The sequence below is a fragment of the Candidatus Chloroploca sp. Khr17 genome, assembly GCF_004138165.1.
In the GTDB taxonomy this organism is placed as follows: Bacteria; Chloroflexota; Chloroflexia; order Chloroflexales; family Chloroflexaceae; genus Chloroploca.
Genome location: NZ_RYFF01000030.1, coordinates 42,395 through 57,441, shown reverse-complemented (window position 1 = coordinate 57,441; position 15,047 = coordinate 42,395). Strand labels below are relative to the sequence as shown.

17 protein-coding genes are annotated in these 15,047 nt (G+C 56.8%); 11 read left to right on the top strand and 6 right to left on the bottom strand.

Going from position 1 to position 15,047, the window contains the following annotated elements; genetic code table 11:
• Positions 1 to 2 precede the first annotated feature (2 nt).
• The 7 genes from EKD05_RS16730 to EKD05_RS16700 all read left to right on the top strand — a co-directional run bounded on the left by EKD05_RS16730 (position 3) and on the right by EKD05_RS16700 (position 5,932).
• Entirely contained in the window at positions 3 to 1,508 is a 1,506-nt protein-coding gene (locus EKD05_RS16730; protein WP_129674788.1) for a Ppx/GppA phosphatase family protein, read from the top strand.
• A gap of 68 nt (positions 1,509 to 1,576) precedes the next feature.
• The gene (gene nrdR, locus EKD05_RS16725) at positions 1,577 to 2,032 is read left to right on the top strand and encodes a transcriptional regulator NrdR (RefSeq protein ID WP_129674786.1); all 456 of its coding nucleotides are present in this window, start codon (positions 1,577 to 1,579) and stop codon (positions 2,030 to 2,032) included.
• A gap of 18 nt (positions 2,033 to 2,050) precedes the next feature.
• The gene (locus EKD05_RS16720; RefSeq protein WP_129674784.1) at positions 2,051 to 2,965 is read left to right on the top strand and encodes a restriction endonuclease; all 915 of its coding nucleotides are present in this window, start codon (positions 2,051 to 2,053) and stop codon (positions 2,963 to 2,965) included.
• A 5-nt stretch (positions 2,966 to 2,970) separates the two neighbouring features.
• Positions 2,971 to 3,726: a 3-oxoacyl-[acyl-carrier-protein] reductase gene (fabG, locus tag EKD05_RS16715; protein ID WP_129674782.1), complete on the top strand. Its 756-nt coding sequence runs from the start codon at positions 2,971 to 2,973 to the stop codon at positions 3,724 to 3,726.
• Positions 3,727 to 3,747: 21 nt separating this feature from the next.
• Positions 3,748 to 5,121: an acetyl-CoA carboxylase biotin carboxylase subunit gene (accC, locus tag EKD05_RS16710; protein ID WP_129674780.1), complete on the top strand. Its 1,374-nt coding sequence runs from the start codon at positions 3,748 to 3,750 to the stop codon at positions 5,119 to 5,121.
• 111 nt (positions 5,122 to 5,232) lie between these two features.
• Positions 5,233 to 5,664 (top strand): transcription antitermination factor NusB, encoded by a 432-nt coding sequence (gene nusB / locus EKD05_RS16705; RefSeq protein WP_097652925.1) that lies wholly within the window; start codon positions 5,233 to 5,235, stop codon positions 5,662 to 5,664.
• 16 nt (positions 5,665 to 5,680) lie between these two features.
• Positions 5,681 to 5,932, top strand: a complete 252-nt coding sequence (locus tag EKD05_RS16700) for an acyl carrier protein (RefSeq protein WP_097652926.1) — start codon at positions 5,681 to 5,683, stop codon at positions 5,930 to 5,932.
• Positions 5,933 to 6,105: 173 nt separating this feature from the next.
• Here the strand turns inward: EKD05_RS16700 and EKD05_RS16695 are convergent, their stop codons facing one another.
• Positions 6,106 to 6,438: a cupin domain-containing protein gene (locus EKD05_RS16695; RefSeq protein ID WP_240695823.1), complete on the bottom strand. Its 333-nt coding sequence runs from the start codon at positions 6,436 to 6,438 to the stop codon at positions 6,106 to 6,108.
• 209 nt (positions 6,439 to 6,647) lie between these two features.
• Here EKD05_RS16695 and EKD05_RS16690 point away from each other — a divergent pair, with 209 nt between their 5' ends.
• Positions 6,648 to 7,709 (top strand): lactonase family protein, encoded by a 1,062-nt coding sequence (locus tag EKD05_RS16690; protein WP_129674778.1) that lies wholly within the window; start codon positions 6,648 to 6,650, stop codon positions 7,707 to 7,709.
• On the opposite strand, the gene EKD05_RS16685 is transcribed toward EKD05_RS16690, so the two are convergent.
• The 3 genes from EKD05_RS16685 to pdxH form a co-directional block, all read right to left on the bottom strand.
• Entirely contained in the window at positions 7,706 to 8,215 is a 510-nt protein-coding gene (locus EKD05_RS16685; RefSeq protein ID WP_165360772.1) for a septum formation initiator family protein, read from the bottom strand. The two genes, EKD05_RS16690 and EKD05_RS16685, sit on opposite strands and share 4 nt — an antisense overlap.
• A gap of 7 nt (positions 8,216 to 8,222) precedes the next feature.
• The gene (locus tag EKD05_RS16680) at positions 8,223 to 8,636 is read right to left on the bottom strand and encodes a polymer-forming cytoskeletal protein (protein WP_129674774.1); all 414 of its coding nucleotides are present in this window, start codon (positions 8,634 to 8,636) and stop codon (positions 8,223 to 8,225) included.
• Positions 8,637 to 8,915: 279 nt separating this feature from the next.
• Positions 8,916 to 9,545: a pyridoxamine 5'-phosphate oxidase gene (gene pdxH / locus EKD05_RS16675; RefSeq protein WP_129674772.1), complete on the bottom strand. Its 630-nt coding sequence runs from the start codon at positions 9,543 to 9,545 to the stop codon at positions 8,916 to 8,918.
• Positions 9,546 to 9,723: 178 nt separating this feature from the next.
• Here pdxH and EKD05_RS16670 point away from each other — a divergent pair, with 178 nt between their 5' ends.
• From EKD05_RS16670 to EKD05_RS16660, 3 genes are all read left to right on the top strand, one after another.
• Positions 9,724 to 10,938: a glycosyltransferase family 4 protein gene (locus tag EKD05_RS16670; protein ID WP_129674770.1), complete on the top strand. Its 1,215-nt coding sequence runs from the start codon at positions 9,724 to 9,726 to the stop codon at positions 10,936 to 10,938.
• A 110-nt stretch (positions 10,939 to 11,048) separates the two neighbouring features.
• Positions 11,049 to 11,936: a hypothetical protein gene (locus EKD05_RS16665; RefSeq protein ID WP_129674768.1), complete on the top strand. Its 888-nt coding sequence runs from the start codon at positions 11,049 to 11,051 to the stop codon at positions 11,934 to 11,936.
• A gap of 167 nt (positions 11,937 to 12,103) precedes the next feature.
• The gene (locus EKD05_RS16660) at positions 12,104 to 12,544 is read left to right on the top strand and encodes an Rrf2 family transcriptional regulator (protein ID WP_129674766.1); all 441 of its coding nucleotides are present in this window, start codon (positions 12,104 to 12,106) and stop codon (positions 12,542 to 12,544) included.
• 70 nt (positions 12,545 to 12,614) lie between these two features.
• Here EKD05_RS16660 and hemL read toward each other — a convergent pair whose 3' ends face one another.
• Positions 12,615 to 13,931 carry a glutamate-1-semialdehyde 2,1-aminomutase gene (gene hemL, locus EKD05_RS16655; protein ID WP_129674764.1) on the bottom strand — a complete coding sequence of 439 codons (1,317 nt, stop codon included), beginning with the start codon at positions 13,929 to 13,931 and terminating at the stop codon, positions 12,615 to 12,617.
• Between the two features lie 2 nt (positions 13,932 to 13,933).
• Complete coding sequence (hemE, locus tag EKD05_RS16650) at positions 13,934 to 14,974, bottom strand: uroporphyrinogen decarboxylase (protein WP_129674762.1); 1,041 nt, start codon at positions 14,972 to 14,974, stop codon at positions 13,934 to 13,936.
• Positions 14,975 to 15,047: the final 73 nt, after the last annotated feature.

Sequence of the window (15,047 nt, the reverse complement as noted above, 5' to 3'; positions counted from 1 at the left end):
AGATGCAAAAGATCGGCATTATTGATCTTGGCTCGAATACGACCCGTCTCATTGTGATGGCCTATGAGCCAGAACGATGCTTTCGCCTGGTTGACGAAGTAAGCGAAGTCGTCCGCCTTGCCGAAGGGGTCGGAGCGACGGGCCGGCTTCAACCAAAACCTATTCGGCGAGCCGTCGTTGCCCTGAGCATGTTTGAAACGCTGTGCCGCCGCACGGGGGTGGATCAGGTCATTGCCGTGGGCACCAGCGCCATCCGGGAAGCCGAGAATCAGCAGGAATTCTGGGACGCGCTCAGGGCCGAAACAACGCTTGATTTACGCATCATCAGCGCCCAAGAAGAAGCCTTTTACGGCTTTGTCGGCACGGCCAATGCGCTCGGCTTGCGCAATGGCTTCACGTTTGACACCGGTGGCGGCTCGACCCAGGTTGTGGCCGTGCGCAATGGGCAACCAACCGAGACCTATTCGGTGCAGGCCGGCGTAGTGCGGTTTACCGAGCGGTATGTCACCAGTGATCCGATTAGCAAACGCGATCTGCGCAACCTCCGCCAGGGTGCGCAAGAGTCATTTGCCAACCTGACATGGTTGCAAGCTCAGCCCAATTATCGCCTGGCTGGGATGGGGGGAACTATTCGTACCCTGGCCCGGATTGACCAGAAACAGCGACAGTACCCTCTTGATCGGGTTCACGGATATGAGTTGAGTCGCGAAGCGCTGAGCAACATCATTGAAGTCTTGAGTCGCTCGAATCGGCGCGAACGCGAGCAGATTCCGGGGCTCAAAACGGATCGCACCGACGTCACCCTGGCCGGAGCGATCATCATTGAACAACTAATGACTTGTGGCCGCTTTGAGAGCCTGACAGTCAGTGGTCAGGGCGTGCGCGAGGGGCTTTTCTATGCCCATTTCCTCCAGGGAATTGAACCGCCACTGCTCGCTAATCCCCGGACTTTTAGCATCAAAAACCTGGCCCGCCTAAGCAACTATGAAGAGGCTCACTGCGACAAGGTTGGTTCGCTGAGCCAGAGCCTCTTTGATCAACTCGCCCCGTTGCACGGCTACGGGGCCTGGGAACGTGAATTACTTGGGTATGCCGCGATCATTCATGACATCGGCGTAGCCGTTGGCTATTACGACCATCACAAACACAGCGAATATCTGGTGCATAACGGAACCTTGCTGGGCTTTACCCATCGCGAGATTGCCATTCTTGGGGCGCTGGTGCGCAACCACCGCAAAGGCCAGGCTGATCTCTCGCCGTATGCCCAGATCTTCGCAGCCGATGATAGTCAGCGCATTGCCCGGCTGAGTTCGCTCTTGCGCATTGCCGAGTATCTGGAACGCAGCAAAAGCCAGGTTGTCGTATCCGTGCGCGTTGAACTGGGCGAAAGCATCCGCATCGTGGTTGAAGCCGATGGTGATGCCTCAGTGGGCATCTGGGATGCCAACCGGCGCACCGGCCTTTTTCGCAAAGCGTTCGAGCGCGACGTTGAGATTGTGCAGGGCTGATGTTGTGACCTCAGGGCCTGTGCTATAATGCACAGGATGGCGGACACTGTGCGGTTTACGGATAGCCTATGCGCTGCCCTTCATGCTCGTATGCTGAAACTGAAGTTCTGGACACGCGCAAGCTGAATGACGGTGAGATGACCCGTCGTCGGCGCAAATGTCGCGCCTGTGGACGGCGTTTCACGACCTATGAACGGGTCGAGACCGTCAGTTTGACGATCGTCAAAAAAGACGGCAAACGCGAACCGTACGACCGCGAAAAGATGATGCGGGGGATACGCACCGCCTGTTATCGTCGCCCGATTGCCGTAACCCGGATGGAACAACTTGTCAACGATGTGGAAAATGCGATCATGGCGATTGACGACCAAGAGATCAGCAGTACTGCGATCGGTGATGAGGTGATGCGCCGCCTTCGTGAACTCGATGATGTAGCCTATATCCGTTTCGCTTCGGTCTATCGCTCGTTTGCCGATATTGGCAAACTCCGTGAAGCCGTTGATGAACTCTTAGAGAATTCATAATGTTGGGAGCAATGTCGGATGAGTGTTGATACCACGCCCGAGCAGCGCGAGCAGAGGACGCCCGAGGCAAGCACCCCTGGGCCCAGTTGGAGTGAACGCGTTGTCGGCTCGTTCAAACGTGTCGAGTGGCAGCAGACCCTCCTGATTGCCCTGATGATGGCAATTGGCTGGTGTGCGCTCTTTCTCGGAAGCAGTATCTTGCAGATTCTTGCGGGGATTGTGCCGGTCATGGCGGGGCTCTACCTTGGTCGTCGGGTCAAAGGTGACTGGTTAATGCACGGACTGGTGCTGGGTGTGAGCGGATTTTTCTTTGGCCTGATTGTTGTTTTGATCTACGGTGGGCTCGGCGAGGCAGGCTTTGTTGAATTGCCATCCTTGCAAATCAGTCCTGAGGGTGAACCCACGCAGGTCACGATGCAAGAGTTGCTCTTCTTCTATGCCACCTTCTCGGTCTTTGCCCTGATCCCCTTTCCAGCCTTTGGCACCGTCATGTCGGGGCGTGCCGAGCAGCGCAATCGCCAACTGCAGCAAGAGGTTGCGGAGCGTGGTGGGCGGCTCGAACGACCGGGCGTCGTGCGGACGTTGGAAGATCTGCGCGGGCTCTCGTTGCCCCAACTCGGCTCCTTTGTGCTGAACCTGTATCGCAAGAAGGGCTTTGAATTTACGGATTATCGGTTTACCGATAAAGATAAACACCTCGATCTCGATATGGTGTATGAAGGTGAGCCGTATATCTTACGTTTGACCGTTGTCGACAAAGTCCGCCCCGGTACACTCGAGAGTCTGATCCAGGATATGCGCCGACGCTCGATCAACAAAGGCCTGGTGATCACATCAACCGAATTCACGCCCGATGCGCTGAAGAGCGGGCGTGATCGCAAAAATATCATCTTGATTGATGGGCAAACCCTCTTTGATATCTCGGAGAGCTAACGCGGATGAAGGTAGACCTGACAGGACGAGTTGCCCTGGTGACTGGCGCAGGCCGTGGCATTGGGCGGGCGATTGCGCTTGAACTGGCCGAAGCAGGGGCAACAGTCGTGGTAAACTATCGTGAGAGTGCCGTTGGAGCCGCCGAGGTTGTGGCGGCCATTACGGCCAGCGGCGGGCAAGCGATGGCGCTTCAGGCCGATGTGAGTGAGAGCGACGCGGTTGAGGCGATGGTCAAGACAGTGCTTGCGACCTATGGACGGCTCGACATTCTCATCAACAACGCGGGCATCACACGTGATGGCCTGCTCTTGCGGATGAAGAATGAGGACTTTGACCAAGTGATCGCCACCAACCTGCGCAGCGTGTTTATCTGTACACGCGCCGTGTTGCGCCAGATGAGCAAACAGCGCAGCGGGCGAATTATCAACCTCGCCTCGGTGATCGGATTAATCGGCAATGCCGGACAGGCGAACTACAGCGCCGCAAAAGCGGGGATCATTGGCTTTACCAAAGCAACAGCCCGTGAAATAGCCGGGCGCAACGTGACGGTCAATGCGGTTGCCCCAGGTTTTATCGAAACTGAGATGACCAATGTCTTGAATGACGAAACGCGCACAGCAATTCTTGAGACAATTCCCCTCGGGCGTTTTGGTCAGGCCCGTGAGGTAGCGCAACTCGTCTGTTTTTTGGCTTCTGATGCGGCAGCCTATCTGACCGGGCAAACAATAACAATTGATGGCGGCATGGTGATGCATTCCTAGCTTGTCAGAAATGGCGGAACAATGCTTAACAAAGTGCTGGTAGCAAACAGGGGCGAGATCGCAGTTCGGATCATACGGGCATGTCAGGAACTGGGCATCAAGAGCGTCGCGGCCTTTAGTGAGGCTGATCGCGACTCATTGGCCGTACGTATGGCCGACGAGGCAATTTGTATCGGGCCACCGCCTCCTGCGCGTTCGTATCTTAATCCACCGGCCCTGATCAGTGCAGCCCTGATCACCGGGTGCGATGCAGTGCATCCCGGCTACGGCTTCCTCTCGGAGAACCCCTATTTTGCCGAGATGTGTACCGACTGCAACCTTGAATTTATCGGGCCAACCGCCGAGACAATGCGACTGATGGGTGATAAGTCGATTGGACGCCAAACGATGCGCACAGCCGGCGTCCCCACAGTACCTGGCTCGGAGGGAGAACTCAAGAGCGTGGAAGAAGCGGTTGAGCTTGCCCGTCAGATCGGCTATCCGGTCTTGCTCAAACCATCGGCTGGCGGCGGTGGACGAGGGATGCGTGTCGCCAATGACGAGAGCGACCTCGTGCGTGCGTTTCCCACCGCACGTGCTGAAGCTGAAGCAGCCTTTGGGCGCGGCGATCTCTTGCTCGAGAAGTTTCTGACCAAAGTGCGCCACGTCGAGATCCAGGTACTTGCCGATAAGTACGGCCACGCGATCCATCTCGGTGAACGCGATTGTTCAGCCCAGCGGCGCCACCAGAAGATCCTCGAAGAAGCTCCTTCACCAATTGTGAGCCCCGAAGTACGTGAGCGGATGGGCCGGGATGCGTTGAGTGGCATTACCTCGATCGGGTACGTCAATGCAGGTACCCTGGAATTTCTGATGGATCAAGAGGGCAATTACTATTTTATCGAGATGAATACCCGCATCCAGGTCGAGCATCCGGTGACGGAACAGGTCACCGGGGTCGATCTCGTGCGCTGGCAGTTGATGATTGCGGCCGGCGAACGCTTGACGCTCCAACAGAAAGATATTACAATAGCTCGGCATGCGGTGGAGTGTCGCATCAACGCCGAAGATCCTGAGCGCGACTTTTTGCCAGCTGGCGGTGAAATCGAGTTTTATCTGCCGCCTGGTGGTCCTGGTGTGCGTATTGATTCGCATCTCTATGCTGGGTATACACCTCCAGGCAACTACGACTCGTTGCTTGCCAAAATTATCACCTTTGGCGAAACACGTGACGATGCGCTCAATCGTATGCGGCGAGCCTTGCACGAGTGTGTTATTACGGGGATCAAGACAACGATTCCGTTCCAATTAGTCTTGATTGATGATCCGGAATTTCGGGCGGCCCGCCATCATACTGGCTACGTCGCAGATCTGTTGCGCCAGTGGAAAGAAGAGCGCGCAGCAACGCTGGTGTGATTGTGACCTGTTGCTTAACAACTGTCATCTGTCTCTGTGACCGTACGTGGTTGCATCAACTGGCAGGTCGACGCCTGATGGTACGTCTGTCCCTGATCGGGGAGGTTCCCTGTGGGTAGTCTACGTCATCGCGTGCGGGTAGCCACGCTCCAGATCCTTTTTGAGGTTGATGCGACGGATCATGCACTCGATGTGGTTTATGAACGTCGTCGCGAAGAGGATCACGTGACCGGTGATGGGGTGGAGTTTCTGCATCGTCTGGTTTTTGGTGTCTGGGAACATCGCTCGTATCTTGATCGCATTATTGAAGAAGCGGCCCCTAACTGGCCTTTGCTTCAGATGCCAGGTGTTGATAAAGCGATTTTGCGAATCGCACTGTTTGAACTTCTGCTCGATGAGGTTGAGCAGACCCCTGTAAAAGCAGTGATCAACGAAGCGGTTGAACTTGCCAAACAGTTTGGAAGCGATAATTCGAGTCGTTTTGTGAATGGGGTTCTTGGAACTGTGGTCAACCGCTATCGGCCAGAACCTGACGAATTGTAGAAAGGGTAACATATCTATGGCTTCACCTGAAGTTGAGGAGCGTCTGAAGAAGATTATCGCTGAGCAGTTGGGGGTGGACGAGAGCAAAATCGTTCCCAGTGCTTCGTTTGCGAAAGATCTGAATGCGGACTCGTTGGATCTTGTTGAACTGATTATGTCAATCGAAGAAGAGTTCGGGGTTGAGATTAGTGATGCCGAGGCCGAGAAGATCCTGAGCGTTGAAGACGCACTCATGTATCTTGATGCGCATGCGACCGCGAGTGAATAACGCTGCGTAGGAAAACGATCCCATCATTGCAATCCACCTTTACGCTGTTGAGCCATGTTCAAGCTCTGGCCTGTATGACAGGCCAGAGCTTTTTTTCAAACCAGTCGTACGATGGCTCCAGATCAGGGCCGACTGGTGCCAGTCAAACTGAATAAGCCTGTCCTGATGGCACTTTAGTCACCATCAGCCGCCAGATACTCTGCTCGTGGCGGAACAAATGTATCAATAACCAGTGCATCTTCCAGAGCCCAGACGGCGTGGGGGGTGTTGCCAGGCACGGCAACCGCTTCACCAGGTCCAGCTTCGGTAATGGTATCACCAGCCTGGAAACGTAACCGCCCACGTACCACATAGCTGATCTGCTCTTGTGGGTGCTGATGTACCGGGACAGTACTCCCTGCTTCGAGCGCAACCTCCATCAGATAGGCCTGATCGGTCGCAAGCAGACGATGACGCCGTACGCCAGGAAAGACTTCCAACCAGTTTGCACTCGATCCTTTCATCATTGTTCCATCCTCCATCTAGACTTGCACCTACACCTTATTCGGCCTGCACAACACTCCTGCATAATAACACGGTCGCAGCACCTTCAGGGGTGGTACCCCGCCAGGACAAGGATTTAGGAGCTAGAAAAGAGGGAATAGCCGAGCGCATCAGAACGCGATGGAGGCATTCGAACTGTAAAGTAACCTGAAACCTTGTCTAAGGAGTACGCATGGCATCAGAACATGTCTTGTTGCTTGCAGGTAGTTATGCTGCCGCTGATCAGCCTGGGATCTATCTCTTCGCACTTACCAGCACAACAGGAGAACTGACCCCACTTGGAGCGTGTGCCGGGGTAACAAATCCCTCGTTTCTCGCCTTACACCCTGGGGGCGACCTTGTACTGGCAACAAGTGAGACCGGGGCGGGGGATGGCAACCCAGGAGGAGTGGCAACCCTGCGGCTTGATCGGGCCACACAGACCCTGGCGATCCTCGGATGGCAACGCTCGGGTGGCGATTGGCCGTGCCATGTCACGCTAGATCCGCGTGGGGCATGGGCGGTTGTTGCCAACTACGGAGGGGGCAGCCTTGGCCTCTTGTCTCTCACAGCCGAAGGCGTGCTTGGGCCGCTGCGTGATGTAGCGCAACACGAGGGGCGCAGTGTTGATCCTGAACGGCAACAACATCCCCATCCGCATGCTAGTATTGTGAGTGCGGATGGACATTTTGTCATTGCGACTGATCTCGGGATCGATCAGCTACGGATCTATACGCTTGACACCACGCACGGATGTCTCACACCGCACAGCCATACACTGGCCCGTCGCGGAGCTGGCCCACGGCACCTGTGCTGGCACCCAAACGGGCGCATCCTCTATGTCGCGAATGAACTGGACAACACCATTGCCGTCTACGGGTATGATCCAGGCAAAGGCACCCTGGTTGAGCGCCAGATTATCAGCACGCTTCTGGGCAAGACAAGCGCAAACCAGGTTGCGGATCTTCACCTCGACAAACAAGCCTCGCGGCTTTATGTTTCAAACCGGGGCGACAACACTATTGCCATCTTTGGGGTTGAACGTGACGGTAGTTTGCATTTAGCCACGCTCAAGCCATGCGGCGGCAACTGGCCCCGCAACTTCACGCTCAGCCCAGAAGGCAACTTTCTCATCGTTGCCAACCAGTACAGCGGCGAACTTGTGGTGCTGCCGATACTAGAGCATGACGAGGCTCTGGGAGAGCCTATTGCACGGGCCAAGGTTCCGCAGATAGCGTGCGTGATCGTAGCTTAGGATTCTGCTGGAAAGAAGGCCGCCCACCAGAGGCGCCAGTTTTCACGACGCACCGTTTCTAAGAGGACAGAAGGTTCAGGTGCTTCTGAGGCTGAATTATCAGCAGGCACAGGGGTCACGAGGCGCGGTAAAATGACCGTATCTTCGGGATAGGCGTAGCTCAGGTGATCGCGGGCGGCACGCTCCACATACACATCAGACTCGGTAAACGCAACGGCTCCTTCGAGCCGTGCGTTTTCGGCATAGATACGCTGGAGCTCAGCTTCACTGTCGATGCGCTGTGCTTCAAGACGCCCACTCTGCATCACCTGACCGACAAAATTGACGATGAGCAAGGCGATGAAGGTCATCATCACCAGTGCCAGACCAACCGTGAGCGCACTTTTGCCACTCAAGTGCAACATGCCAAGCATCGAGTCAGTGCGTAGGCGCAAGCCTGTCGTCTGGCGTCGTACGTGCGGACGTCCAAAGAGGCGCCGACGCGCATGCTGTAACCGTCGCTTCATCCACATCCTATGTTTCGCTTGGGCGCGGCGCTTCGAGCATCAATGGCTCATCAATATTGCTGACCATCGAACTCTGCCCACGGAAGAGACCACCGGGTTCAATATGCAACGCGCCTGCAGTAATATCACCCCAGACTTTACCCGTCGGTGAAATCTCGAGCTGCTCAATCACCGTAATTTCGCCCTTGACGGCACCAGAGACGTGAACGTTTTGCGCTTTAATCATCGCCACAACCCGCCCGGTCTCACCAACGATCAAGTTACCCAAGATCTCGACATCGCCCTCAACCGAACCATCAATACGCACATTGCCATCAGAGGTAAGCGTACCCTGAAAACGCGTATTGGCACCGATAATAGTTTCGGGCTTACTATTCATTGTTGACGGCGTCGGCTGATTTTTTTTCGAACTGCCAAACATAATAGACGGAACCTCCTCGCTGGTGCTGCATACACGTGCCACCTATGAGTTGGGGATGCGATCAGGGCTGAGGGCAATGAGGATGCGCAGATCAATGGTATGCAGCGTGATCTATTATAATCTACCTGGCTTTAACCAGCAACTGAAGTGGGCATAGTAGCTGTTCAAACTTGGGGCAAAGCACCATCCTGGGAGCGCGGGCGGCTCACCCGCATCCAGACCAGAGCAGGCGAGTCGCCCGCGCTCCCAGGAGAAGTGTGAACAGGCTTACCACGTTCTCTAAGGCGCAAGGCGAACGATCTGCCAACCCTGAGCGATGCGTTGATAGAGGATCCGGTCGTGCAGGCGACTGGGACGGCCTTGCCAAAACTCCAACCGATCGGGGGTAACTCGATAGCCACCCCAGAAGGATGGACGTGGCGGATCTTGGGTGTGGAATTGTTGAGCCACCGCATTGAAACGGGCCTCAAGTTCAGCGCGATCAGCGACCACCTGGCTCTGCGATGAAGCCCAGGCTCCGAGGCGCGCCGCAAGGGGGCGTTCAGCGAAATAGGCATCTGATGCAGCAGAGTCGAGACGAGTAACCGTACCTTCGATACGAATCTGGCGCTCGAGGTCAGTCCAGTAAAAAATGAGTGCGGCCAGACCGGAAGCATCGAGGGCCTGTGCTTTACGACTGGCATAGTTGGTAAAAAAAGTAAAGCCAGCCTGATCAAAGCTTTTCATCAAGACAATGCGCGCCGAGGGGCGACCATCACGATCAACCGTTGCCAACGTCATCGCATTTGGTTCACGGAGACCTGAGGCAATGGCATCATCGAACCAACGTTGGAACTGCGTGATTGGATCAGCCGCAACTTCATGTTCGGCTAACCCACGCAGGGTATACTCTTTGCGGAGCTCTTGCATCGGTAAAAACTCGTGGTTATGAGATGCCTGGGGGTCGCAGGCGCTATGCGTATTACGGTCAGGGATGACCCTTCCATAGTATACCCCAGGATAATCCGAGTTGCAGAGGGCGCGTGGCTGCCGTACAATGGCGCGGCGCTATGCGAGCGCTCTATAGTAGGAATCGTGATAGCCTGTTATGTTGCAGACCATTCTTATGCTTGCCTCGACGAGTTTCTTCTCGGATTATGGCAACCATGTGCGCATCTGGGAAGAGGTGCGGGCCATTCAACGCCGCGGCCATCGAGTCATCCTAGCAACCTATCATAACGGCGATAATATGCCCGGGCTTGACATTCGGCGTTCGTGGGATGTGCCCTGGATCAAACGCGCCGTGGTCGGTTCTTCGCGCCACAAGCTCTATCTTGATGTTGGTCTAGCCTGGCGCGCCCTCCGCGTGGCCTTCCGAGAGCGTCCGACCGTTATTCACGCTCATACCCACGAGGCTGCCGCAATTGGCTTGCCTCTGCAGCGGCTCTTGAAGGTTCCGCTGATCCTCGATTATCAGGGGAGCATGACCAGCGAGATGCTCGATCACGGCTTTTTGCGCAAGACGAGCCCCCTCTATCTACCACTCGTACGCCTCGAACGACTGCTTGATCAACAGGCTGATGCCGTCCTGACCTCAACCCATAATGCGGCGGAACTCTTGCGGCGCGATGGGGGTCTGGCCGACGACCAGTTGCATGCCGTTCCTGATGGCGTTGACACCGAACGATTTCGGCCATACGATCATTCATCGGCATGGGCTGCGCAACGACAAGAATTGCGGCAACAACTGGGCATTCCCGACGGGCGACGGGTGGTGGTGTATATTGGCCTACTTGCCCCGTACCAAGGAACGAACGTCTTGCTTGAGGCCGCACGCCTGCTCGTTGCCCGTCGTCCCGATGTCCATTTTTTAATTATGGGCCATCCTGATCCGCAGAGTTACCGTCGTTATGCGGCGAGTCTGGGGATCGAGGACCACGTGACCTTGCCTGGACGGATTATCTACCGTGATCTGCACAGCTACCTGGCCCTTGGTGAGCTTGCTGTGGCCCCCAAGATGAGTCTGACCGAAGGCAATGGCAAGATCGCAAACTATATGGCAATGGGCCTGCCAACCGTTGCCTTTGACACGCCGGTCGCACGCGAAATCCTGGGCGACACAGGGGTCTATGCGCGCCACGGCAGCGCCGAGGATCTGGGGGCCAAGCTTGAACGCTTGGTTGATGAGCCCGAGCTGGCGGCCAGGCTTGGTCAGGCGGCACGTGAGCGTGCCGTGGCGGAATTGTCCTGGGATCGCGCTGCCCAGCAGATCGAGGCAATCTATGCGAACGTGCAAGCGGCGCACACAACGAAACTGGTATAATAGAACAATCCGAACGAGTTTGTAAAAGTGTTTGTGTGCTTGCTCGTGGCTACGCCACGAGCAAGCACACAGCACCTGCGCAAATGCTTTATGAAGGCGATAGATCTGTTATGCATGATAAAACGTTACGTCACACGCCTGGCATAGAGCGCTTGTATCATGGGCTTGAGCCAGCGCTCGCACAAACCCTGAGTATCGACCGGGCCACACGCGATCGTCTGGTTATCTTTGATCCAGCGTCGGCACAGCTGCTGCGGCCTCTGATACGCGCTGAAGCGGTGTTGCCGTGGCGGGTTCGCGCAGAACAGCGCTGGATTATCGCGATTCCAGCATCACAGGCCGCAACGATACAGCAGTACACGGCACTGGCGCGTCATCTAGATAGCCTGACGCCGCCACGAGAAAAGGCAGGCGCGGCGCCCCCCTGGTGGGTTCTTCCTGATGAGGCACTACGTCCAGTCGCTGCCCCACGCATTCTTGTGCGTGAGGATGAGGCAACCGTTGCGTGGGATGACACAACGGCCATGATCGCCGGACCGACCCAGATCATCGCGGATGCCGACCCCTTCTGGCTGGCATGGCTCGGATCGGCAACCGGGCAGGCTGCGCTACGCAAGGGGATTTCACTAGCCGCATTGCAGATTCCCGAATTACCAGGACCAACCCAGGGCAACCTTGCGGGTCTCGCCCTTGAAGCAGCACATCTCGCCTCACAGATTGATGAATTAGAAGAGGCCGTCTTGCGGCGCATCCTGGCCGACTTTGGCCCACCGGGGCGCCAAGCAGGCCCGCGCCTGCTTCGCTGGTGGCTACTCGATTTTGACCACTTGCACCAGGCGGTGCTTGATGAATTGAGGAATGACATTCCCGAGCGCTACCGACCTACATGGGAACAGATCCATCATGACCAGCGGACAACGCACGCCAAGGCGAGCGCACGCCTTAGCTCGATCATTGAGGCCATCAATACCCAGGTAGCCGCGCTAGTCGAGAGCTAAGTGCCATAGCTTTCAAATAAGGCGGTTTTTTTGACGCAAAGGCGCAACGGCGCAACGGTTTTCGTGTAGGTGCGCGAACCCTGAGCTGCATTGCCCAAAGACCAGAGCCCATAGCTATGCTATCATAGAAAGAGCTACACGGAAAAAGCGAGCCAAGAAGTGAGACAATGCGTATTTCAAGCAAGGGTGATTATGGCCTGCGGGCACTCTTTGATCTAGCCCAGCAATATGGCAAAGGTCTTGTGCAGAGCGAAGAAATTGCCAACCGTCAGGGGATTCCGGTCAACTATTTGAATCAGTTGCTGATCACGATGCGCCGCGCCGGCTTGATCGAGAGCGTCCGCGGGCCGCAGGGCGGCCATATGCTCGCCCGTGCCCCCGAGACAATCAATCTTTTTGAGATCCTGACCGCGCTTGAAGGCCCACTGTTGCCTGATGAACCAACACGTGAGGATCTGGCGCCTACTGTGCCTGAGGATCACGAAGTAGTGAGTGAAGTCTGGGTTGATCTCCGCACGCGGATGGAACGGATGCTCCGCGAAACGACGCTTGATGATCTGTGTCAGCGCAAGCGCCAGCGTACGGGCAATGTGATGTACTATATTTAGCTTCTGGCTGGGGTTTTGCGGGCCTACGGCTCGCAAAACCCCAGCCAGAAGCTAAACGTGCATGGGACTACTACGCCTTCAAGACCTCGCGGGCGGCATCGAGGGTACGGGCAACATCTTCGTCGGTGTGGGCAGCGCTGATGAAGCCTGCTTCGAATTGTGAGGGGGCCAGGTAGACACCACGTTCGCACATGGCCCAGAAGAAACTGGCGTAACGAGTCGGATCGACCATCTGTTTGGCTTCGGCGTATGAGCGCACGTGAAGGCCAGGCTCTTTGAGGAAGTAGAAGCCAAACATGGTGCCAACCTGGCCGACTTGCAAAGGCACATCGAGTTCTTCACCGATCTTCCGCATACCCTCGGCGAGTGCTCGCGCCCGCCCCTCGGCCTGTGCAAAAGGGCTTGCCTGCTCATCACCGTGGAGGCCAAACGCCGTCTGCAACGTCGCCAGGCCCGCCGCCATCGCCAGTGGGTTGCCCGAGAGGGTGCCAGCTTGGTACATCGGGCCAGCCGGCGCAACATGCTGCATAATCTCGCGCCGCCCAGCATAGGCACCCACGGGCAAACCGCCGCCGATTACTTTGCCGAGGCAGGTCAGATCCGGTTTGAGCCCCCAGAGACCCTGGGCGCCACCGGGGGCCACACGGAAGCCGGTCATGACTTCATCGAGGATCAGCAACGCACCATAGCTGTGGGCGAGTTCAATCAAGCCTGCGAGATAGCCCGGTTCGGGCAAGACAAAGCCCATATTCGCCGCAATCGGCTCGACAATGATCGCGGCGATCGTGTTGCCCTGTTCGCGGAAGATCGCGGTGGCCGCCTCGAGATCGTTGTATTCGGCAGTCAGCGTGTTCGCTGCGGCACCTGCGGTGACGCCAGGGCTATCAGGGAGGCCGAGGGTTACGACGCCCGAACCGGCCTGTACCAGCAGCATATCGGCATGACCATGGTAGCATCCGGTAAACTTGAGGAGCTTTTCGCGCCCGGTATAGGCCCGCGCCAGGCGCAAGGCGCTCATCGTCGCCTCGGTACCGGAATTGACGAAACGGACCTGCTCGATCCCCGGCATGAGTTTGATCACTTCTTCGGCAAGCTCGGTCTCCTGCTTGGTCGGGGCACCAAAACTTGTGCCGTGCGCCGCCTGCATAGCAATCGCTTTGACGACAACCGGGTGGGCGTGGCCCAACAAGAGCGGCCCCCACGAAAGCACATAGTCGAGGTAACGATTGCCATCAACATCAGTGAGCCAAGCTCCCGCACCGCTGGCAAAGAAGATCGGGGTGCCACCAACCCCGCGAAAGGCACGTACGGGCGAATTAACCCCACCAGGGATCACCTGCTGCGCGGCGGCAAAGAGCTCTTGCGAGCGCGTATAGCGTTCAGACATGATCAGGCCTCTCCCGCATAACGATAGTTCTGGACAAACTCAACGAGGCGTGCGACGTGCTCTTCGGGGGTCTCGGTGATGATACCGTGACCAACATTGAAGATGTGGCCTGGACGACCGGCGGCCTGATCGAGGATCGCTTTCGCCCGTCGCTCAATTTCAGGCCAGGGCGCATGGAGCGTCGTCGGGTCAAGATTGCCCTGGACGGCGACATCGTAGCCATACTGTGCCCATCCGTCGGCGAGCCTGATGCGCCAGTCGAGCCCAAGTACATCGGCCCCAGTCGCCCGCAGGAGAGGCAGCATCCCATTCATATCGGTGCCAAAATAGACGATCGGCACGCCGGTTGCCGCACGGGTTTCAGCGACGGCCCGTTGCACATAGGGCAGCACATACTCGGCGAAATCGTCGGGGCTCAACGCGCCTGCCCACGAGTCAAAGATCTGCACCACATCGGCCCCGGCATGAGCCTGGGCAATCAGGTAGGCCACGACAAGATCAGTCAGCTTCGTCATCAGGGTCTGCCAGGAAGCCGGGTCGCGGTACATCATAAGCTTGGTACGCCGGTACTCGCGGCTACCACCGCCCTCAATCGCGTAACTCGCCAGCGTAAATGGCGCGCCACTAAAGCCAAAGAGTGCGGTTGTTTCGGGAAGGGCCGCCCGGACGATGCGCAACGCTTCAAGGGTATACCCCGAAACCGCCTCGGGCTCGTAGGGGCGCAGCGCCGCAATATCAGCCGGTACCCGAATGGGATTATGGATAACGGGGCCTTCGCCCTTTTCAAAGGTCAACTGCAAGCCCAAACCCTCGAGGGGCGGGAGGATATCGGCAAAAATAATCGCCGCATCCATACCAAAGGCCTCGATCGGCTGCAACGTCACCTCAGCAGCCACATCGGGTTGCTTGACCATCTGCAGAAAACCGTGGCGCTCGCGCACCGCCCGATAGACCGACATATAGCGTCCGGCCTGGCGCATCAGCCAGATTGGAGTGCGTTCGACCGGCTCGCGCCGACACGCACGGATGAGTAACCTGGTCATGTAGTGTCCTTTGTCTTTTTTTGAGGGCTGACGCCCTCAAAACCTATGCTTTCACTGGCGAAAACAGCCAGCG